We start from the raw sequence: 19,343 nt of genomic DNA on the forward strand, positions 1-19,343 counted from the left end.
CTTCAGCCTGTCAGACCTCATGACGTCCGTCACCTGTGCGCAGCCGGGTGGTCACTCCCGGCTATGTGACGCGGTTCCGCCGCCATCGGACACACCGCCCCCGGTTCCCGGACCGGCTCCGCGGCTCTCGCCGGACCGGCGTTCGCGGCCAGGGTCAGCGCGGCCACCGCCACCACGGCGGCGGCGACGCCTCGGGCGTAACGCTCGGTGGTGCTGGTGCGTTCGAGCACGGCGACCTCGCAACAGCGATGTATGGACGCGATGTATTAAGCGGTTCCGGTAAGCAGGCTTAATTCCCGGTTTAACCTAGGGGCTGTCCGAGGCGAACGGCAAGGGGCACCAGGGGAGTTGGGCATGTCGGAGCGCGACGACCCGGTGACGATCGGGCGCCGGGTGCAGCAGCTGCGGGCGGAACGCGGGCTGACCCAGAAGCAGTTGGCGGAACCCGCCTACACGCCCGCCTACGTCTCCACCCTGGAGGCCGGGCGGGTGCGGGCCTCCGACGAGGCGCTGCGGCACATCGCCGAACGGCTCGGCGTGGCCTACGACGAGCTGGTCACCGGGCGCTCCGCCCGGCTCGCCACCGAGCTGCGGCTCCAGCTCACCGGCGCCCAGCGCATCCTGGCCACCGGCGCCACCGGCGCCACCGAGGCCGCCGCCGAGGCGTTCACGGCGGTGCTCGGCGAGGCGGAGACGCACGGGCTGGTCGAGGAACGGGTGGCCGCGCTGCTCGGGCTCGGCGAGTGCGGTATCGACACCGGCGACCTGGACGCCGCCCGCCGCCACTTCGAGCAGGCCGAGCAGGCGCTCGGGGCGGCCCCGCTGCCGACGCGGGTCCCGGCGCTGCGCGGACGGGCCGTCGCCCACTACCTCGCCGGGGAGCTGCGGTACGCCGTCTACCTGCTGGAGTCCACCCTCGACGAGCTGAACCGGGGCGGACTGCACGACCCCGACGCGCTGTTGCTGCTCTACGCCAGTGTCATCGGCCCGTACATGGACCTGGGCGCGCACGCGCGCGCCGCCCAGGCCGCCGAGCTGGCGCTCGCCCTGGCGCCGCGGGCCGGGGACCCGGCGCTGGTCGCCCGGATGCACCGGTCCGTGGCCCGCACCCTGCTCGCCGAGGGGCGGATCGCCGAGGCCGACGCCTCCCTGGCCAAGGCGGCCGAGCTGTACCGCGGGCTCCAGATCCGTACCGAGCTGGCGCACTGCCACTGGATGCGCGGGTACGTCTGCGCGCAGAACGGCGAGCTGGACCGGGCCGAGGCCGAGCTGCGGGAGGCGCGGGCCATGCTGTCGGCCAAGCGCGCCGCCCTCTACACCAGCCAGGTCGCCGTCGAACTGGCCGACGTCCTGCACCGGCGCGGCAAGTCCGACGAGGCCGCCGCCCTGCTCCACGAGGTGCTGGCCGACCTCAGCTCCGAACGCGGCGCCCTGCACTCCGCCGCCGCCCACCGGCTGCTCGGCATCATCGCCGAGGACGCCCGCGACACCGAGGCCGCCGAGGAGCACTACGTCCGCGCGCTCAGCCTGCTGGAGCGGGCCGGCGCGGCCGGTGACCTGGCCGACCTGTGCCGGCTGCTCGGCGACCTGCTCCGCCGTACCGGCCGGGTGGAGGCCGCCCTGGACGCGTACCGGACGGGTCTCGGGCACCGTACGGCCCCCGGCACCACCACCCTCGGACCCGCACCCGCACAGCCTCCGCTGTGACCGCGCACAGCACCTGCGGTTAGCCTGCCCGGGGCACAGGGCGAGCGGGATCTTGGGGCGGGCACGTGGCGAATCAACGGACGATGGTCTACGGCGGCCTGCGCGCCCTCGTGTACACCGTGGTCGGCGGATCCGCGCTGCTCGCCATCGCCACCGTCGCGTCCGTGCTGGGGCCCACCCTCGCGCTCGACCTGTACACGCCCGCCGTGGCCGCCTGGTGGACGGTGTTCACCGCCATCGCCGTGCAGAGCGTGCCCTTCCTGCTGCTCGGCACCGTGGTGTCGGCGGCGATCGGGGCCTTCGTGCCCGAGCGGGTCTTCACCCGGCTGCTGCCGCGCAACCCGGCGCTCGCCGTGCCGGTGGCCGGTGCGGCCGGGGTCGTGCTGCCGGGGTGCGAGTGCGCGTCCGTGCCGGTGGCCGACAGCCTGATGCGCCGGGGGGTCGCCCCCGCCGCCGCGCTCGCCTTCCTGCTCTCGGCGCCCGCGATCAACCCGGTGGTGCTCGTCGCCACCGCCGTCGCCTTCCCCGGACAGCCCGAGATGGTGCTGGGGCGGCTCGTCGCCTCACTGGCCACGGCGGTGGTCATGGGATGGCTGTGGGTGCGCTTCGGGCGCGAGGAGTGGCTGCGGCCCGGCAAACGCCGCGGGCACGACCACGGCTCCGGGGCGGGGGCCTTCGTCGCCGGACTCCAGCACGACTTCCTGCACGCGGGCGGCTTCCTGGTGGTGGGCGCGGCGGCAGCGGCCACCTTCAGCATCGTGGTGCCCCGCTCCCTGCTGGACGTGCCCGGGTGGGCGGCCGTCCTGATGCTGGCGGTGCTGGCCGTGCTGCTGTGCGTGTGCAGCGAGGCGGACGCCTTCGTCGCCGCCTCGCTGAGCGGCTTCTCGCCGACCGCCCGGCTGGCGTTCATGGTGGTCGGCCCGATGGTCGACCTGAAGCTCATCGCGTTGCAGACGGGCACCTTCGGGCGGGCCTTCGCGATCCGATTCTCGGCGGCGACCTGGGTGGTCGCCGTGACGAGCAGTGCGCTCGTGGGGTGGTGGCTGCTGTGAGGCGGTACGGACCGGCGGTCCTGCTGCTGCTCCTCGGCGCGGCGGTGCTGCGGATCTCGCTGTTCAGCGAGGTGTATCTGCGCTACGTCCAGCCCGGGCTGCGGCCGTACCTGGTCGTGTCGGCGGCGGTGCTGGTGGTGCTGGGGCTGGTGGCGGCGGGGCGTTCCGCTGATGCGGGTCCCGGTCCCCGGGTCGCCTGGCTGCTCGCGCTGCCCGCCCTGGCCCTGCTGCTCTTCCCGCCGCCCGCCCTCGGCTCCTACAGCGCCGAGCGCGAGGCCGCCGAGCGGGCCGCCCAGGGCGTCGGGACCTTTCCCGCGCTGCCCGCCGGGGACCCGGTCGACCTGACCCTCGGGGAGTTCGCCTCCCGGGCGATCTACGACAGCGAACGGTCGCTGAAGGGCCGCACCGTCCGGCTGACCGGGTTCGTCACCCACGACGCCGACGGCACCTGGTACGTCACCCGGCTGCTGGTCTCCTGCTGTGCCGCCGACGCCACCGCCGGCAAGGTCGAGATCCGGGGCGCCGCCGCCGCGCCGGACGACACCTGGGTCACGGTCACCGGCACCTGGCACCCCGAGGGGACACTCGGCGGCGACGACGCCTGGCCGGCCGTGCTCGACGCGGAGTCGGTGCGGCGGATCGCGCAGCCGGCCAACCCCTACGAGAAGCGGTGAGCGCGTTTCGCCCCCTGGGCGCCGGGTAGTCGGGCGGAGTCCGGGGGCGGACGGCCGCAGGGCCGTCGAGCACGGGGGACGGTGTGCGTCGCGCCGACGGTGTGAGGAGGCGGTGACCGTGCGGCCCAGGGACGACCACCGCGGTGCCGCAGGCGGCGACGGCCGTCCGGCCGAGGGCAACGGCCCCGCAGAGATCCCGCGTCGGCTCTGTGCCGTCGCGCTGGAACTGCTCCCGGTGACCGGAGCCAGTGTCTCGCTGCACGACGACGAGATGCCGGTGCGGCTGTGCGCGACCGGCGCGCAGGCCGCGTATGTGACGGACCTCCAGGCCACCTTGGGCGACGGACCCTGCTCCAGCGCGGTGCGCAGCGGGCGGCCGGTGCTCGCCTCCGACCTGACGCAGGGGCAGGACGTGGACCGCTGGCCGGTCTTCGCCGAGGAGGCCACGGAGGCCGGGGTGCTGGCGGCGTACTCGCTGCCGCTCGGCGACGACGCGGTCTGCGTGGGCACGCTCGACCTGTACCGCGACACCCCCGGCGGGCTCTCCGCCACCGAGCTGCGGACGGCGCGGGCCCTGGCGGGAGCCATGACCATGGCGGTGATGGCGCTGTCCCGGGACAGCGGCGACGGCGAGGGCTGGGAGGGCGGGGCGGACGGTCAGGGGCGGTCCGGCTGGCTGGACGGGCTGGCGCCCGACCACGACGGCATCTACCAGGCCATCGGCATGGTGATGGCCCAGCTCGGCGTCGGCGCCCACGAGGCCGTGGCCCGACTGCGCGGCCACGCCTTCGCCCGAGGGCGCACGGTGGCGGACGTGGCCCGCGACGTGGTGAGCCACCGGCTGCGGTTCTCCCCGGGCGCCTAGTCGCCCTCCACCGCCGACAGCCACAGCTTCACGTACCGCTCGACGTCGACGTCCAACGCCACGTCCACCAGCCGCTGTTCCCGCTCCCCGTCGTGGATCTCCGCCTCGCCGGGACGCGCGCGGCGGTCCACGATCGTCTGGCCCCGGGTCGGGCCCGGCGCCAACGAGACCTCCACCGGGAGGAGTTCGGTGGTGATGCCGGCCGGGTCGACGACCGCGCATACGGCGCCCGCGTCACCGAGACCGCCGGACGGCGTGGGGTCGCCCGACAGGGCCGGGTCGCGGTGGGCGAGGAGTTCCCCGGCCAGCCGCAGCCGCGGCTGCGCACTCGCCCGCAGCCGCTCCACGTCCCCCGCCGGGACCAGCACCCGCTGGAACACGTCGAGGCCGTACATCGTGATCGGCACCCCCGCGGTGAGCAGCACCGCCGCCGCCTCGGGGTCGTGCCACACGTTGAACTCGGCGACCGGGGTGGCGTTCCCGGTCGCCACCGCCCCGCCCATGAACACGATCCGCTCGATGTTCCGCACCACCTCGGGGTGCGTACGCAGCAACAGGGCGATGTTCGTCAGCGGCGCGGTCGGAATCAGCGTCACCGGCCGGGGCGACGCCAGGATCTCGCGGCGCAGCAGCGTCACCGCGTCCACGTCCACCGGCCGCCGGGTCGGCGCGGGCAGGCCCAGGTCGCCCATCCCGTCCTGGCCGTGGACGTGGCGCGCCGTGCGCACCGGCTCGATCAGCGGCCGCTCGGCACCCCGCGCGACCGGGATGTCCCCGGCACCGGCGTGCTCCAGCACCGTCAGCGTGTTGCGGACGACACCCTCGACGTCGGTGTTCCCCGCCACGCAGGTCACCGCCCGCACATCGAGGCCCGGATGCCGTACGGCGAACAGCAGGGCCAGGGCGTCGTCGACACCGGTGTCGCAGTCGATGACCACCGGAATGGGCTGACCGGTCACGGGCGCTCCCTCATCGTCGGTCCCTACCCGACCGACCTTAGAGCCTGCCGCCCGGATCATCCCGCCGCCCCGAACTCCGGCACGCGCGACCGGCCGAGAGGTGCCGCACCTCGCGACCGGGCCGATCGGGGCGACGGGGCCCGGAGCGTGGGGCACGCCCCGGCCGGGGGGCGCCCCGGACCCGATACGGACGCCAGGATCCGGAGCCTGGAGCACGGCCCCCCGGCGGGTGCTCCGGGCCGATCCGGGCGAGGGGGTCCGGAGGCCGGAGCGCGCCCCCGGCCGGGTGCTCCGGGCCGATCCGGGCGAGGGTCGGAGGCTGGGACGTGCCCCTCGGCCGGGTGCCCCGCTCGCCCGGACGGACTGGCGCGCTGGTGGACGGCCCCGCGTGTTGGTCCGAGAGGTGGCGCATCTCGCGTCCGGGCCGATCCGGACGGCAGGGCCCGGAGGCTGGAGCACGGCTCCCCCCGGGCGGGTGCTCCGGGCCGATCCGGACGACGGGGCCCGGAGGCTGGAGCACGCCCCCCCCGGGCGGGTGTCCCAGGCCGATCCGGACGCCGGGTCCGCGGCGTGGAGCACGCCCCCGCATCTCGCGTCCGGGCCGATCCGGACGGCAGGGCCTGGAGGCTGGAGCACGCCCCCGGGCCGGGTGTCCCGGGGCGGTCCGGGCGACGGGGCCGGAGGCTGGAGCACGGCCCCCGGCCGGGTGCCGGGCTCACCCGGACGGACCGGCGCGCTGGTGGACGGGCGCGCGTGATGGTGCCTTGAAAGTACGCCGTCGATCATCGCCGGTCCGCCGGCCCCCGCTCGCAGCCCTCAGGAGGCTCCCCTATGCCCCGACCCCCGGCCCGCACCCGCGCTCTCGCCGCCCCGGCCCTCGCCCTGGGCGCCCTGCTGACCGCGACCGCCTGCGGTGCCGAGGGACCGGACGCCACCGCCAAGCCCCCGGCGAGCGCTTCCCCCGCCTCCCCCACCGCCGTCCCGAGTGCCCCCGCCCCGTCCCGGGCGTCCGCTCCCGCCCTCACCGAGGCGCAGGCCCGAGCGGCCCTGATCACCGAGGCGGACCTCGGGGAGCCCTGGTCGGCGACCCAGGGCGCCGCCACCTGGCGGGACGGCATGCTCAAGGCGAGCACCGACCGGGCCGACTGCCGGCGGCTGCTGGACGTCCTCTACACGGAGGAGTTCTTCGGCCCCGAGGCCCGCACCCGCGCGGTGACCGGGCTGGACGACGACTGGGACGGCGCCCAGCTCCGCTACCAGGTCGTGGCGCACCCGGCCGAAGAGGTCGACCGCACCCTGGCCTGGCTGCGGTCCCTGCCCGAAAGGTGCGGCGAGTTCACGGCGGTGACCGCGGCCGGGAAGCGGCAGTACGCCGAGGTGTACGAGACCGACCTGCCGGACGCCGGCGACGCCCGCCAGGGCCTGCGCATCATGCTGAGCACCCCCGACGACACCACCCTCACGCTCGACCTGGCCGCGGTCCGCGTCGGCGACGACACGCTGGTCCTCACCAACGGCGGCCTCGGCGACGTACCGGCGGAAGCGACCTGGACGGCGACCGACCTCGGGGCGCGCAGGCTGGCGGAGGTACGGAGACTGGGGCGCGTGGAGGTGTGATCGCGCCTTGCCGCACTGGGCGCCGCCCGAAGTGGACAGTGTTCTCGTTGCCGCCCTGTTCCGCCTCGCAGAGGAGACCGTGTGCCCGACCTCTCGTCCCGCAACCCCGACTGGTGGCGCCAGGCCGTCGTCTACCAGGTGTATCCGCGCAGCTTCGCCGACGCCGACGGTGACGGGTTCGGCGACATCCGGGGTGTCACCGAGCGGCTCGCCCATCTCGCCACCCTCGGTGTCGACGCCCTGTGGCTGAGCCCCTTCTACCCCTCCGAGCTCGCCGACGGCGGGTACGACGTCGCCGATCACCGCGATGTCGACCCCCGCCTCGGCACCCTCGACGACTTCGACGCCCTGGTCGAGGAGGCCCATCGCCTCGGGCTGAAGGTCATGGTCGACATCGTGCCCAACCACACCTCCCACCAGCACGTCTGGTTCCAGCAGGCGCTCGTGGACGGGCCCGGTTCGGCCGCGCGGGAGCGGTACGTCTTCCGGGACGGCCGCGGCGCTCACGGTGAACTCCCGCCCACCGACTGGCAGTCCGTCTTCGGCGGCAGCGCCTGGCAGCGGGTGCCGGACGGGCAGTGGTACCTGCATCTGTTCGCGGCCCAGCAGCCGGACCTGAACTGGGCGCACGACGAGGTCCGCGCCGACTTCCGCACCACCCTGCGCTTCTGGGCCGACCGCGGCGTGGACGGCTTCCGGATCGACGTCGCCCACGCCCTCGCCAAGGACCTGGCCGAGCCCCTGCGCGACCTCGGCGATCCGGCGCTGAGCGGGGAGGAGGCCCTGGCCGGGATGCCCCCCGGCAGCCATCCCTTCTTCGACCGCGACGAGGTCCACGAGATCTACCGCGACTGGCGGCGGCTCCTCGACAGCTACTCCCCACCTCGCATGGCCGTCGCCGAAGCCTGGGTCCCGGGCCCCCGACGGGTCCTGTACGCCCGCCCCGAGGAACTCGGCCAGGCGTTCAACTTCGAATACCTGCAAGCCGCCTGGGACGCCCGGGAACTGCGGCGCGTCATCGGCGACTCCCTCGCCCAGGCCCATGCCGCCGGCGCCTCCGCCACCTGGGTGCTGTCCAACCACGACGTCGTCCGGCACGCCTCCCGCCTGATGCTCCCGCCGGGCACCGACGACAACGCCTGGCTGCTGTCCGGCGGCCGGGCCCCGGCCGTGGACCGGTCGGCCGGGCTGCGGCGCGCCCGGGCCGCCACCCTGCTGATGCTCGCGCTGCCGGGATCCGCGTACGTCTACCAGGGCGAGGAACTCGGGCTGCCCGAGGTCGCCGATCTACCGGTGACCGTCCTCCAGGACCCGATCTGGGAGCAGACCGGACGGGTGCGCAAGGGGCGGGACGGGTGCCGGGTGCCGCTGCCGTGGACCACCGGCGGCCCGTCCTACGGGTTCGGCGGGTCCGGTGCCTGGCTGCCGCAGCCGGAGTGGTTCGCCGAGTACTCCGTCGAGGCCCAGGACGGAGTGGAGGGGGCGACTCTCGAGCTGTACCGGCGGGCGCTGCGGCTGCGGCGCAAGCTGCTGGAGGGGGAGTTCCTGACCTGGGCCGAGGACGGGCCGGAGGGCGTGCTCCAGTTCGCCCGGTCCGACGGGTGGCGGTGCGTCGCCAACCTGTCGGGGGAGCCGGTGCCGCTTCCGGCGGGCGAGGTCGTCATCAGCAGCTCCCCGCTGGAGCCGGACGGACGGCTGGGCAACGACACGACCGTCTGGCTCACCTGACCGGCGCCCGGGGCTCGTCCGTACGGCCCACCTGCGCAGGTCCGTTGCGGGGGTGGCCGCGAGAATCACAGCAGGTGTGTCGCCCCCGGTGCGAGGAGCTCTGCCGACGATGAACAGATACCGCACGACCGTGTCCGGGCTCGCCCTGGCGGGCGCCCTGCTGGCGGGGGCGCCGGGGCAGGCTCGCGCGGAGAGCGGGGGCGAGTTGTGGGGCGCCGCCACCATCGAGCCGGGCCGGGAGGGCGTCGTCGAGGTCGCCGGGTACACCGGGCCCGGCCTCGGCGCCGGATCGGCGCTGACACTGACGGCTCCCGCCCCGGCCGTCGTCACGGGCACGCCCCTCGACGCCCGCGGCTACCGCGGTGCCGTCGGCAGCGGCGGCCACAGCGGCACGTACACCTTCGGCGGGCCCTCGGCGGGCGTGCCGTGGCGGGGCCGCGGCTTCCCGTTCGTGCTGGCGGTGCCCGCGGAGGCGGTCCCCGGCACCCGGCTCACCGGCTGCGCGCTGGTGCTGACGGACGCGGAGGGCGTGCCGCGGGACCGGGGCAGCTGCGCGGTCACCGTGGGCCTGCCCGCGCCGACGCTGCTGCGGCCACGGCCGGGCGGGACGCTGAGCGCGCGCCCGGAGACCTCCGGGACCGCCTACCCGGGCGCGCAGGTCACCGTGCGGGACGCCCTGGAGAACGAGGTCTGCTCCACGACCGCCACCGCCGACGGCGACTGGTCCTGCGTGCCGGGCCTCCCGCTCGCGGCGGGCCCGGGGCTGCTCCAGGCGGTGGCCACGCTGAACGGTGCCGGGGCGGTGAGCGAGCAGATCGCCGTGACGGTCGAGGGCAGAGCCGAGAAGAAGAACAAGAAACCGAACGAGAAACCGAACAAGAAAGCAGACACCCATAAGGAGCCTAATCGGCTGATTGGGTGATAATTGGGCTATGAGTGCTTCGATGGTTGACCTTGCGGCCGCGGGAAGCGACGTCCTCAACGTGGTCGCCGCTTTCGCCGGTGGTCTGTTCATCGCCGGCGCACTGGTGTTCGCCGTGCAGTTCGGCATGCGGGTCATGGACCGGGAGCTTCCGCACCCGAGCCCCGAGGAACAGCCGACGCTGCCCGTCGGTGGGCCCATCCGGGAGATCAGTGAGATGCGGGAGGCGGAGGAGATACCGCTGGCGGCGGGCGGTGAGCGGCTCATGCCGCACGAGCTCCGGCGGCAGAGCACCAGGCGCGGCGCGGACCAGAAGCGCAAGCGCTGGCTTCCGGGGTCGAGTGGGTCCTTCGGAAGCGGCGGTCTCGGGCACGTCTGAGCCGTGGCCGCTCACCGGCCGGTCGCGTGGAACCGGGGTTACCGGCCCGCGGGGGACATGCCGGGCTTGCCGGGTGCCGTGGCGAGGGCCCAGATCACGAAGACGTCCAGCGCGATCATGAGGATCGACCAGACGGGCTGGTAGGGCAGGAAGAGGAAGTGCGCCACCAGGCTCAGGGACGCCAGGAAGATGCCGGTCATCCGGGCCCACCAGGCGCCCTTGAGGATGCCGTAGCCGACGGCCGCGGCCAGTGCGCCCAGGCAGATCAGGATGACGCCCCAGCCGGTGAGGCTGATCTCGTAGACGTACTCGCCGATGCGGTCGTACACGTCGTCCGCGGCGAGCGCGGAGATGCCCTGGAGGATGGCGACGATGCCGTTGACCATCATCAGGACACCGGCGAAGACCAGCCCGCCGGTCTGCCAGTCGGTGCCGGGTCCACCGGGCCCGGCGGAGCCCCTGGTCCCGGGCGCGGTCCCGGCCGGACGGTGGGCGTCGTCCCAGACGGGTGCCTCCTGCGAGGGCGCCTGAGAGTGGCGCCCCCCGCCGGCCGGCGGCGTGGCGTGCGGCTGCTGGGTCATGGACCTACCCCGCTTCCTTCATAGGCAGTCATTGCCCCCACCCTCCGCGCGCCCCGGCCCTCCGGCCACGGGGGTGGACCGTCCGGGTGACCGACTCGCGGGCCTGCGCCCACTGACGGGAACCCGGAGCCCAGACCTACAGGGACCCGAAGCCCTGCCATACGGGGTCAGGGCTCCGCAGCCCTCTCGGTCAGGGCTCTGGGGTGCCCGTTCGGCGGGCGTAGGCGCGGGCTGCGCGGGCTCTGTCGCCGCAGCGGGTGGAGCACCAGTGGCGGCGGCCGTGGCGCAGGAGGTAGCGGTTGCAGGGGGGTGAGCCGCAGGCGGTGAGGCGGTCGGCGTCGGGGCCGGTCAGCAGGTCGGCGGCGTTCGTGGCGAGGTTCGCCAGCGCGTGGTCGAGGATCTGGTCGACGGGGTGGGCGGTGGCCCGGTACAGCCCGCGGCCGGTGTCCCAGTGCAGCAGCGCCGCGGCCGGAGCCCGCCTGAGCGCGTCATTGACCGCGGCCAGCGCCCCCGTGGGCGCGGGCGCCTCGTCGAGGCGGGCGGCGAGCAGCGCCCGGATCTGCTCGCGCAGCGACCGCAACTGCGCGGCGCACATCTCCCGGATGCCCGCGTCCGCGGGCGCGAGCCCGCGCTCCTCCAGCCACCGCCCAGCGCCCCCGGGGGTGCCGAGGAAGTCGACGTAATGCCCCCCGGGCAAGGCGATCGCGCTGTTGGCGAAGTCGAGCGCCGGGTACTGCTCCGCGCCGGGTGCGGGCGGGAGCGCACCGTCGACAGCAACGGTCTGTGTCATGACTCTCATGGTACGTCTTGCTTCCAACCGTGAGACAGGTCTACCGTCTCTCACGGATAGACGATTCACCATCCGTGAGGAGAACTTGATCCATGTCCATACCCCTGCCCGTGCGCGTCCTCGGCGGCCCGACCGCCTTCTTCGAGTACGGCGGCCTGACCTTCCTCACCGACCCGACCTTCGACGCCCCCGGCGAGTACGGCGGCCCGGGCCGCCCCACCCTGCGCAAGCTGACCCCGGCCCCGGTCACCCCCGCCGACCTGGGCCGTATCGACGTGGTGCTGCTCTCCCACGACGAGCACGCGGACAACCTCGACCACGCGGGCCGCGCCCTGCTGGCCGACGTCCCGCTCACCCTGACCACCCCCGGCGGCGGCAGCCGGCTCGGCGGCAACGCCAAGGGCATGGCGGACTGGGAGACGCTCGACCTCGACCGCCCCGGCGGCGGCACCGTCACGGTCACGGCCGTACCGGCGATCCACGGCCCCGGCCCCCGGGAGGCGGTGGAACCGCTCACCGGCGAGGTCGTCGGATTCGTGCTGACCGGCGAGGGCCTGCCCTCGGTCTACGTCAGCGGCGACAACGCCTCCCTGGAAGCGGTCAAGGAGATCGCGGACCGCTTCGGCCCCGTCGACACCGCCGTCCTCTTCGCAGGCGCCCCCCGCTTCCCGGTCCTCTTCGACAACGCCCCGCTCGTCCTGGACAGCGCCCAGGCCGCCGAGGCCGCCCGCCTCCTCGGCGCCCGCCGGGTGGTCCCCGTCCACTACGACAGCTGGGCCCATTTCACCGAGGGGCGCGAGGAGCTGGTGGCCGCGTTCGCCGAGGCCGGCCTTCAGGAGGTGCTCGACCTTCACGGCTGAAGCGGCATGCTCCAGCAGTTGGAGGAGGCCTGCCTGCCCTTGAGGCGGTCCGTGAGCCACTCGACCGCGTCGCCCTGGTCGGTGAGCAGCGGGGTGAAGTGGTTGAGCAGGGCGCTGCCGGAGTCGGGCAGGCGCACCGGGTCGTAGGTCACGTTCGCGCCCTTCGCGCACCAGTCGGTCGCCAGGCGCCGGGACTGGGCGTGGGGGACCAGGTTGTCGCTGACCCCGGTCGCCACCCGTACCGGAGTGGCCGGCTTCAGGGCGCCGATGCGCTGGCTGTTGAGGAAGGACTTCAGTGCCGGGGTGGCGGCGATGATGTCGCTGACCGAGCGGCCGTCCGTCGTCCACGCCGTGCTTCTGGCCCCGCCGTACCCGAACAGCGCGTCGCCCACGCACATCGTCGACAGGTCGTTGAGCGCCGCCTTGCCCGCCGCGTTCAGGTGGGCGTCCGCGATCGGCTTCAGGGCCGGTTCGGACTGGACGAACCCGTTGAGGGACCAGCCGAGCGCGCCGGCCAGTTCGCTGCCGTCGATCGCCCGGGTGACCTCGGTCAGGTCGGCGGGCGGGGCGCCGGAGTACGTCCCGGCGAGGTTGACGTCGGGGGCGTAGGAGGGCTGGAGCTCCGCGGCGGCCGCGCTCGCCCCGCCGCCCTGGCTGTACCCGAACAGCCCCACCCGGGACCGGTCCGTCACCGAGGCCCCGCTCACCGCACGGGCGGCCCGGGCGGCGTCCAGCAGGGCGTGGGCCCCGTCGACCCGGTTGACGTAGGTGTGCAGCCGGTCGGTCGCGCCGAGTCCGGCGTAGTCGGTGACGACGACGGCCGTACCGGTGGCGAGCAGGCGGTAGATCGCCAGGTCCTCGTAGCCGACGGAGACCGTCTCGCCGTTGAACCGGAGCGGGTGCTCCAGGCCCATGGACGCGGCGCACTGGTCGCCCTGGCCCATCGTGCCGGGCGCGAGCGCCACCAGCGGGCGGGGGCCCTCGCCCTTCCAGGTTGCGGCGGGTTCGATGTAGGCGCCGGTCACGGCGACCGGGCGGCCGGTGGAATCGGTGGACTTGTACATCAGGCGGGTGGCCCGGCCCGGCAGCGGGCCGTTCAGGCTCGGCAGCCTCAGGGCCAGCTTGAGCGGCTCGCTGCGCACGAGGGCGCCGTCGGCGGCGGGCAGGGTGGCGGGCGGGTGGTAGAACGCGGGGATGGTGACCCCTCGGGACACGACCTCGTCGGCCGCCGTGGCGGCGGTGCCGGTGAGGGTCTGGGCGCCGAGGCAGGCGGCGGCGATGACGCCCCCGGCCACGAGCCGTCTGCGTGCGGGCATGGCGAACCTCCTGGTGAAGCGGCTGGCAGGAAGGTGCGGAAGGGCTCGCCAGGGACCGTACCGTCGGTAACACCTCAAGGGGTACCGGCCGGTAGGTTACGTTTCAGTAATGTGAGGCGGGGAGGGGCCCTCGTCCCGTGGAGTGAGGCGCGCAGCGGCGCGTACTGCGTTTTCAGTACGCCGCAGTGTCGGCAGCCGCACGACGACACGGCACCCCCTGCCCGGAGAGCCTGGAGGCACCTTCGACATCCAGATGTGGAGACCTCCCCCGTGGCTGCTTTCCTTTACCGATGGGGCCGCCTGGCCTTCCGGCGGCGCTGGTACGTCGTCCTGGTCTGGGCGGCGGTGCTGGCCGCCGTCGGGCTCGGCGCCATGAAGGCCCCGGGCGCCGCCGACGAGGAGTTCTCCATGCCGGGGATCGAGTCGCAGCAGGCGTTCGACCTGATGGAGGAGCGCTTCCCCGGCACCACGGCGGACGGCGCGACCGCCCGGGTCGTCTTCGTCGCGCCGGGCGGTGAGAAGGTCACCGCGACCGAGCACAAGGAGGCCGTCGAGGCGGCGGTCGCCGAACTCGCCGGCGGCTCCCAGGTGGCCGGTGCCGTCGACCCCTTCCAGGCGGGCGCGGTCAGCGAGGACGGCACCACCGCGTACTCGACCGTCACCTATGAGGTCGGCCCCGCCGACCTCACCGACGCGAGCACGGCCCAGCTGGATCAGACCCTGGAGCAGGCCCGGGACGCCGGGCTCACCGTCGAGGCCGGCGGGACCGCCCTGGAGGACGGCGGCGGACCCGGCGGCGCGGCCGAGGCGATCGGTATCGCCATCGCGGCCGTGGTGCTGCTGGTCACCTTCGGCTCGCTGGCCGCGGCCGGGCTGCCGCTGCTGACCGCCGTGATCGGCGTCGGCGTGAGCATGGCCACGATCCTGGCCCTGTCCAGCGCCCTGGGCCTGTCCACCACCACCGGCACCCTGGCGATGATGCTGGGCCTGGCCGTCGGCATCGACTACGCCCTGTTCGTCGTCTCCCGCTACCGCGAGGAGCGCGCCAAGGGGGCCGCGCCCCAGGAGGCCGCCGCCCTCGCCACCGGCACCGCCGGATCCGCGGTCGTCTTCGCGGGCCTCACCGTCGTCATCGCCCTCGCCGGACTCTCCGTGGTCGGCATCCCGATGCTCACCAAGATGGGGCTCGCCGCGGCGGGCGCGGTCGTCGTCGGCGTACTGATCGCGCTGACCCTCGTCCCGGCCTTCCTCGGCTTCTGGCCCGACGCCGTGCTCTCCCGCCGGGCCCGCCGCCGCGGCCGTACCGAGGAGACCGCCCAGGACAACGGCGGCACCCGCTGGGCCCGGTTCGTGCTGCGCCGCCCGCTGCCCGTGCTGCTGCTCGGCGTCGTGGGCCTCGGCGCCCTCGCGATACCCGTGGCCGACCTCCAGCTCGGCATGCCCGGCGACGAGGCCAAGTCCACCTCGACGACCGAGCGGCGGGCCTACGACGCGCTCGCCGAGGGGTTCGGGCCCGGCTTCAACGGGCCGCTGACCGTCGTCGTCGACGCCCGGGGCGCCGAGGACCCCAAGGCCGCCACGGCCACCGTCGCCGAAAGGATCGGCTCCACCGAGGGCGTGGTCTCCGTGTCGCCCGCCCGCTTCAACGAGGCCGGTGACACCGCCGTCCTCTCCGTCGTACCGGCCACCGCCCCCACCGACGAGAAGACCAAGGACCTGGTCACCACCATTCGCGGCGAGCGGCCGGACGTGGAGTCCGCGACCGGGGCGAGCTTCGAGGTCACCGGCACCACCGCGCTGAACATCGACATCGCCGAGAAGGTGCAGTCCGCGCTGGTGCCGTATCTGATCGTCGTGGTCGGGCTCGCCGTCGTCCTGCTGCTGGTGGTCTTCCGGTCCGTGCTGGTCCCGCTGAAGGCGGCCCTCGGCTTCCTGCTCTCGGTGCTCGCCTCCCTCGGCACGGTGGTCGTGGTCTTCCAGCAGGGCCACGGCGCGGGACTGCTGGGCGTGGAGACCACCGGACCGATCATGAGCCTGATGCCGATCTTCCTGGTGGGCATCGTCTTCGGACTCGCGATGGACTACGAGGTCTTCCTGGTCTCCCGGATGCGGGAGGCGTACGTCCACGGGGAGAGCCCGGCCCAGGCCGTGACCTCCGGCTTCCGGCACAGCGCCCGGGTGGTCACGGCCGCCGCGCTGATCATGATCGCGGTGTTCGCCGGGTTCATCGGCGAGAGCGACTCCATGATCAAGATGATCGGTTTCGGGCTCGCCTCCGCCGTCCTGTTCGACGCCTTCGTCGTCCGGATGGCGATCGTGCCCGCGGTCCTCGCCCTGCTCGGCGACCGGGCCTGGTGGCTGCCGAAGTGGCTGGACCGGATCCTGCCCCGGGTCGACGTGGAGGGCGAGGCGCTCAGCCGCCCCGCCGAGCCCGCACCGGCCCCGGCCGAGAAAGAGGTCGCCCGCGCCTGAGCCGGGCCGACGGGCCGCCCGCGAGCCGGGCGGCCCGTCCGTCGTCCACCATGGACCTCAGTACCTGACCGGGAGAGCCCCCGATGAGCAAGAGCCTGGAGCGTTACGCCGACCGCTTCGAGCAGTACGCGGCACGCTTCCCGCACATCCTCGACGTGATGATGGTCGTCGCGCTGATCGGCTGTGCGGTCCTCGGCACCCAGCTCAGCCTCCCCGGCAGCCGGCCCCCCGGCTCCGGCCGGCCCACCGAGATCCTCCTCGGCCTGAGCTGCCTCGTCCTGCTCAAGTACCGCACCCATCCGCGCACGGTCCTCGTCGTGGTCGCCCTGATCACCCTCGCCGCCATCACCCGCGGCTATCTGCTCACCCCGCTGCTGCTGGCCCCGCTGCTCGCGGCGCTGTACTGGCTGGCGGTGCTCTGCGAGCCGAAGACCGTCCGGGTCTTCGGCACCGTCATCGTGGTGGCGCTGAGCACGGCGAACGTGATCGCCGACTCCATGGACGGCCTCACCGTGGTCCTGCAGGTGATCGGCCCGGTCTTCTGGCTGGCGCTGCCGCTCGCCGCCGGGCGGATGACCCAGTTGCGGCGCGCCTACCTGGAGTCCGTGCAGGCCCGCGCCGAGCACGCCGAGCGCACCCGGGAGGAGGAGGCGCGCCTGCGCGTCACCGAGGAGCGCATGCGCATCGCCCGCGAGCTGCACGACGTCGTCGCCCACCACCTGGCCCTGGCCAACGCCCAGGCCGGCACCGCCGCCCACCTCGCGCGCCGCGACCCCGAGCAGACCCAGAAGATCCTCGACGACCTCACCGGCACCACCTCCTCGGCGCTGCGCGAGCTGAAGGCCACCCTCGGCCTGCTGCGCGACGACGACCACCCGAGCAACGGGGGCCTGGAGCCCGCCCCCGGCCTGGCCCGGCTGCCCGAGCTGATCTCGGCGTGCGCCTCGGCGGGCCTCGACGTCACCGTCACCACTCAGGGCGTACCGCGGTCCCTGTCGCCCGGCGTGGACCTGACCGCGTACCGGATCGTGCAGGAGGCCCTGACCAACGTCTCCAAGCACGCCGCCGCCCGCAGCGCCCGCGTCCGCTTCACCTACGCCGACTCCCGGCTGCTCATCACGGTCAGCAACGACGGACCGGTCGGTCCCGCCCCGCGCTCCGGCGGCTTCGGGCTGATGGGCATGCGTGAACGCGCCCACTCCATCGGCGGCGAACTGTGCGCGGGCCCGCGCCCCGAGGGCGGCTTCGAGGTCACCACCGCACTGCCGTTGCAGCCGTCCGCCGCCGTCCCAGAAGGAGACCGTCCATGACCATCAGGGTGCTGCTCGCCGACGACCAGGCCCTGTTGCGGGCCACCTTCCGGATCCTGCTCGACTCCTGCCCCGACATGGAGGTCGTCGGCGAGGCGTCCGACGGCGCCGAGGCGCTGGAACTGGCCCGCGCCCACCACCCCGACGTCGTCCTCATGGACATCCGGATGCCCGGCACGGACGGCCTGTCCGGCACCTCCGCGATCTGCGCCGACCCCGGCCTCACCGCCACGAAGGTGCTGATCCTCACCACCTTCGAGACCGAGGAATACGTCGCCCAGGCGCTGCGGGCCGGGGCGAGCGGGTTCCTCGGCAAGGACGTCACCGCGGACGCCCTGCTGGCCGGCATCCGCACGGTGGCCTCCGGCGAGGCGCTGCTCTCTCCTGGCGCCACCCGCACCCTGATCACCCGCTTCCTCACCTCTCCCGCACCGGGCACCCAGTCGGCGCCGCCCGAGCGGCTGGCCGAACTCACGGTCCGGGAGCGGGAGGTGATGGCGCTGGCGGCGGAGGGCAAGTCGAACGGGGAGATCGCGGACCTGCTCACGGTGAGCCCTCTGACCGTCCGCACCCACATCCATCGCGCGATGACCAAGCTGCACGCCCGCGACCGGGCCCAACTGGTCGTCATCGCGTACCAGACGGGGCTGGTGCAGGCGGGTCCGGGGTGAGGGCCGCTTCGGTTGTACGGCGCCGCGGTTTCACTGCGGTGGGCAGTGATCGACCGAGCCGGGCGCCGTCGAGCGGGCCCAGACGGTCGTCATCGCGGATCGGGGCCGGTGCGGAGGGTGCGGGGTGAGGGCCGCCTCGGTCGTACGGCGCATAGCTCCCCCGGGGCGCGGTGATGACCGAAACAGGCGCCGTCGAGCGGGCTCAGACGGTTGTCATCGCGGTTCGGGCGGACCCGGTGCAGGCGGCTCCGGGGGGTGCAGGGTGAAGGCCGCCTCCGTCGTGCGGCACAGGGCCTCGACCGCGGTGCGCAGTGACCGCCAGGACGCGAGCCCCAGCAGGACCCCGGCCACGGCCGCCGGCCACCACCAGGCGCCGAGCACCGTGAACGCCGCGCTCCAGGCGAGCGCCTCGCAGGCCGCGTCGTAGGAGTCGCGGGTCTCCGCCAGCGCGGCGCGCGGTGCCTCCTCCGCGCCGAGCAGGAGGGCCGTCCAGCCGCTCGTCACGTCCCCGCCCGTGTCCCGCGCGACCTGCGCCTCCGTGCGCCGGAACCGGTCGCCGCACCAGGTGGGGGAGCCTGGGCGGTCTGCCGAGCGGGCGCGGGCGGCCCGCGCGTCGAGCCGGTCGGCGCGCAGGGCATGGCCGTCGGCGCGGGCCCGCACCGACTGCCGGGCCAGCACATCCGGCGGCACCCAGCGCGCCGCCCGCCAGGCGGTCACCCGCCGCCCCACCGGCATCAGCCACCAGGGCCAGGCCCCGGACGCCAGCGCCCCGATCGCGGCGGCCGCATACGGCACCGCGAACGCCGCGGCGACCACCGGTACCGCGAACAGCACCAGCGAGGCGATCCCGTCGGCGGTCAGCCCGCCGCTCGTGCGCAGGGCGTCGGCGATCCGCGCGCGGGCGAGCGGGACGTCGTTCCACCGGCTGTGCCCGAGGGCCCCGCCGCCGACCAGCGCGACCACGACGAACAGCGCCGCGGGCAGCAGCCGGCGCAGGAACCAGCCGTCGGGTATGCGTTTTTGCAGCTCCGCGAGGAGTCCCACCACGGTCAGTCCACCAGGCGCATCGGCTGCCCGTGCAGCGCGCAGGCCGGGGTGGCGGCCGGGCCCTCCTCGCGCAGGTCGACCCGGCCGCAGCGGCGCGTGGGGCACACCCAGCCGGCCGACCGGGGCGTCGGAGCGCCGGGCCAGCCGCCGACGCCCAGCGTGGGATCAAGCCCGAGTCCGCCCGGCACCCCGGCCGCCTCGACCGCGTGGTGCAGGGCGCGTACGCCGTCCCGCCACTCGGGGCTCGCGGGATCCGCGTCCCGTACGGCCGGGAAGGCGGCCTCCCAGGCACCGGGCCCGACCAGGTCGCGCAGATCGTCCATGTTGCGGCACAGATACTCGACGGCGTCCTCGTACACCTGCCGCGCCATCGCCCCGTCGCCCACGGCGGCC

The 19,343-nt window shown here is 74.5% G+C and carries 19 protein-coding genes; 12 read left to right on the forward strand and 7 right to left on the reverse strand.

All coding sequences use genetic code 11. The features are described from left to right. Positions 1-29: 29 nt before the first annotated feature. Positions 30-230 (reverse strand): hypothetical protein, encoded by a 201-nt coding sequence (locus ACFYW5_RS11545; RefSeq protein ID WP_389416733.1) that lies wholly within the window; start codon positions 228-230, stop codon positions 30-32. A 124-nt stretch (positions 231-354) separates the two neighbouring features. On the opposite strand from ACFYW5_RS11545, the gene ACFYW5_RS11550 reads away from it, so the two are divergent. The 4 genes from ACFYW5_RS11550 to ACFYW5_RS11565 all read left to right on the forward strand — a co-directional run bounded on the left by ACFYW5_RS11550 (position 355) and on the right by ACFYW5_RS11565 (position 4,298). Continuing rightward, a complete protein-coding gene (locus ACFYW5_RS11550) occupies positions 355-1,707 on the forward strand; it encodes a tetratricopeptide repeat protein (protein WP_389416734.1) in 1,353 nt (450 codons plus the stop codon). A gap of 83 nt (positions 1,708-1,790) precedes the next feature. After that, positions 1,791-2,759, forward strand: coding sequence for a permease (locus ACFYW5_RS11555; protein WP_389417006.1), 969 nt, complete (start codon positions 1,791-1,793; stop codon positions 2,757-2,759). Further along, positions 2,756-3,433, forward strand: coding sequence for a TIGR03943 family putative permease subunit (locus tag ACFYW5_RS11560; protein ID WP_389416735.1), 678 nt, complete (start codon positions 2,756-2,758; stop codon positions 3,431-3,433). Before ACFYW5_RS11555 ends, ACFYW5_RS11560 begins: the two co-directional genes overlap by 4 nt. Positions 3,434-3,545: 112 nt before the next feature. Then, positions 3,546-4,298 carry a GAF and ANTAR domain-containing protein gene (locus ACFYW5_RS11565; RefSeq protein ID WP_389416736.1) on the forward strand — a complete coding sequence of 251 codons (753 nt, stop codon included), beginning with the start codon at positions 3,546-3,548 and terminating at the stop codon, positions 4,296-4,298. Here the strand turns inward: ACFYW5_RS11565 and ACFYW5_RS11570 are convergent. Next, positions 4,295-5,257: a nucleoside hydrolase gene (locus tag ACFYW5_RS11570; RefSeq protein WP_389416737.1), complete on the reverse strand. Its 963-nt coding sequence runs from the start codon at positions 5,255-5,257 to the stop codon at positions 4,295-4,297. The two genes, ACFYW5_RS11565 and ACFYW5_RS11570, sit on opposite strands and share 4 nt — an antisense overlap. 831 nt (positions 5,258-6,088) lie before the next feature. Between ACFYW5_RS11570 and ACFYW5_RS11575 the strand changes: the two genes are divergently transcribed. From ACFYW5_RS11575 to ACFYW5_RS11590, 4 genes are all read left to right on the forward strand, one after another. Beyond that, positions 6,089-6,874 (forward strand): hypothetical protein, encoded by a 786-nt coding sequence (locus ACFYW5_RS11575; protein WP_389416738.1) that lies wholly within the window; start codon positions 6,089-6,091, stop codon positions 6,872-6,874. A gap of 81 nt (positions 6,875-6,955) precedes the next feature. Beyond that, entirely contained in the window at positions 6,956-8,602 is a 1,647-nt protein-coding gene (locus ACFYW5_RS11580) for a glycoside hydrolase family 13 protein (protein ID WP_389416739.1), read from the forward strand. A gap of 109 nt (positions 8,603-8,711) precedes the next feature. After that, on the forward strand, positions 8,712-9,524 hold the full coding sequence (locus tag ACFYW5_RS11585) for a carboxypeptidase regulatory-like domain-containing protein (protein WP_389416740.1): 813 nt from the start codon (positions 8,712-8,714) through the stop codon (positions 9,522-9,524). A gap of 22 nt (positions 9,525-9,546) precedes the next feature. Beyond that, on the forward strand, positions 9,547-9,903 hold the full coding sequence (locus tag ACFYW5_RS11590; RefSeq protein WP_389416741.1) for a DUF6479 family protein: 357 nt from the start codon (positions 9,547-9,549) through the stop codon (positions 9,901-9,903). A 38-nt stretch (positions 9,904-9,941) separates the two neighbouring features. On the opposite strand, the gene ACFYW5_RS11595 is transcribed toward ACFYW5_RS11590, so the two are convergent. Both ACFYW5_RS11595 and ACFYW5_RS11600 read right to left on the reverse strand, forming a co-directional pair. Further along, positions 9,942-10,484 carry a hypothetical protein gene (locus tag ACFYW5_RS11595; RefSeq protein ID WP_389416742.1) on the reverse strand — a complete coding sequence of 181 codons (543 nt, stop codon included), beginning with the start codon at positions 10,482-10,484 and terminating at the stop codon, positions 9,942-9,944. 190 nt (positions 10,485-10,674) lie between these two features. After that, entirely contained in the window at positions 10,675-11,283 is a 609-nt protein-coding gene (locus ACFYW5_RS11600; RefSeq protein WP_389416743.1) for a CGNR zinc finger domain-containing protein, read from the reverse strand. An 83-nt stretch (positions 11,284-11,366) separates the two neighbouring features. Between ACFYW5_RS11600 and ACFYW5_RS11605 the strand changes: the two genes are divergently transcribed. Continuing rightward, a complete protein-coding gene (locus tag ACFYW5_RS11605; RefSeq protein WP_389416744.1) occupies positions 11,367-12,134 on the forward strand; it encodes an MBL fold metallo-hydrolase in 768 nt (255 codons plus the stop codon). On the opposite strand, the gene ACFYW5_RS11610 is transcribed toward ACFYW5_RS11605, so the two are convergent. Further along, the gene (locus ACFYW5_RS11610) at positions 12,125-13,450 is read right to left on the reverse strand and encodes a lipase family protein (protein WP_389416745.1); all 1,326 of its coding nucleotides are present in this window, start codon (positions 13,448-13,450) and stop codon (positions 12,125-12,127) included. The two genes, ACFYW5_RS11605 and ACFYW5_RS11610, sit on opposite strands and share 10 nt — an antisense overlap. A gap of 270 nt (positions 13,451-13,720) precedes the next feature. On the opposite strand from ACFYW5_RS11610, the gene ACFYW5_RS11615 reads away from it, so the two are divergent. From ACFYW5_RS11615 to ACFYW5_RS11625, 3 genes are all read left to right on the forward strand, one after another. After that, positions 13,721-15,922 carry an MMPL family transporter gene (locus ACFYW5_RS11615; RefSeq protein WP_389416746.1) on the forward strand — a complete coding sequence of 734 codons (2,202 nt, stop codon included), beginning with the start codon at positions 13,721-13,723 and terminating at the stop codon, positions 15,920-15,922. 83 nt (positions 15,923-16,005) lie between these two features. Then, positions 16,006-17,232 carry a sensor histidine kinase gene (locus ACFYW5_RS11620; RefSeq protein ID WP_389416747.1) on the forward strand — a complete coding sequence of 409 codons (1,227 nt, stop codon included), beginning with the start codon at positions 16,006-16,008 and terminating at the stop codon, positions 17,230-17,232. Beyond that, on the forward strand, positions 17,229-17,903 hold the full coding sequence (locus ACFYW5_RS11625) for a response regulator (RefSeq protein ID WP_389416748.1): 675 nt from the start codon (positions 17,229-17,231) through the stop codon (positions 17,901-17,903). The genes ACFYW5_RS11620 and ACFYW5_RS11625 overlap by 4 nt, the downstream gene beginning before the upstream one ends. Before the next feature lie 213 nt (positions 17,904-18,116). On the opposite strand, the gene ACFYW5_RS11630 is transcribed toward ACFYW5_RS11625, so the two are convergent. Both ACFYW5_RS11630 and ACFYW5_RS11635 read right to left on the reverse strand, forming a co-directional pair. Then, complete coding sequence (locus tag ACFYW5_RS11630) at positions 18,117-18,950, reverse strand: hypothetical protein (RefSeq protein ID WP_389416749.1); 834 nt, start codon at positions 18,948-18,950, stop codon at positions 18,117-18,119. A 2-nt stretch (positions 18,951-18,952) separates the two neighbouring features. Then, the gene (locus ACFYW5_RS11635) at positions 18,953-19,336 is read right to left on the reverse strand and encodes a hypothetical protein (protein WP_389416750.1); all 384 of its coding nucleotides are present in this window, start codon (positions 19,334-19,336) and stop codon (positions 18,953-18,955) included. Between the last annotated feature and the right edge of the window lie 7 nt (positions 19,337-19,343).

It is taken from the genome of Streptomyces sp. NPDC002779 (assembly GCF_042888685.1).
GTDB lineage: Bacteria > Actinomycetota > Actinomycetes > Streptomycetales > Streptomycetaceae > Streptomyces.

Excerpts from the sequence above, each read along its gene's own strand:
- ACFYW5_RS11550 (WP_389416734.1), top strand. The coding sequence starts at position 355 with ATGTCGGAGCGCGACGACCCGGTGACGATCGGGCGCCGGGTGCAGCAG.
- ACFYW5_RS11555 (WP_389417006.1), top strand. The coding sequence starts at position 1,791 with ATGGTCTACGGCGGCCTGCGCGCCCTCGTGTACACCGTGGTCGGCGGA.
- ACFYW5_RS11575 (WP_389416738.1), top strand. The coding sequence starts at position 6,089 with ATGCCCCGACCCCCGGCCCGCACCCGCGCTCTCGCCGCCCCGGCCCTC.
- ACFYW5_RS11585 (WP_389416740.1), top strand. The coding sequence starts at position 8,712 with ATGAACAGATACCGCACGACCGTGTCCGGGCTCGCCCTGGCGGGCGCC.
- ACFYW5_RS11590 (WP_389416741.1), top strand. The coding sequence starts at position 9,547 with ATGGTTGACCTTGCGGCCGCGGGAAGCGACGTCCTCAACGTGGTCGCC.
- ACFYW5_RS11595 (WP_389416742.1), bottom strand. The coding sequence starts at position 10,484 with ATGACCCAGCAGCCGCACGCCACGCCGCCGGCCGGCGGGGGGCGCCAC.
- ACFYW5_RS11600 (WP_389416743.1), bottom strand. The coding sequence starts at position 11,283 with ATGAGAGTCATGACACAGACCGTTGCTGTCGACGGTGCGCTCCCGCCC.
- ACFYW5_RS11605 (WP_389416744.1), top strand. The coding sequence starts at position 11,367 with ATGTCCATACCCCTGCCCGTGCGCGTCCTCGGCGGCCCGACCGCCTTC.
- ACFYW5_RS11610 (WP_389416745.1), bottom strand. The coding sequence starts at position 13,450 with ATGCCCGCACGCAGACGGCTCGTGGCCGGGGGCGTCATCGCCGCCGCC.
- ACFYW5_RS11620 (WP_389416747.1), top strand. The coding sequence starts at position 16,006 with ATGAGCAAGAGCCTGGAGCGTTACGCCGACCGCTTCGAGCAGTACGCG.
- ACFYW5_RS11625 (WP_389416748.1), top strand. The coding sequence starts at position 17,229 with ATGACCATCAGGGTGCTGCTCGCCGACGACCAGGCCCTGTTGCGGGCC.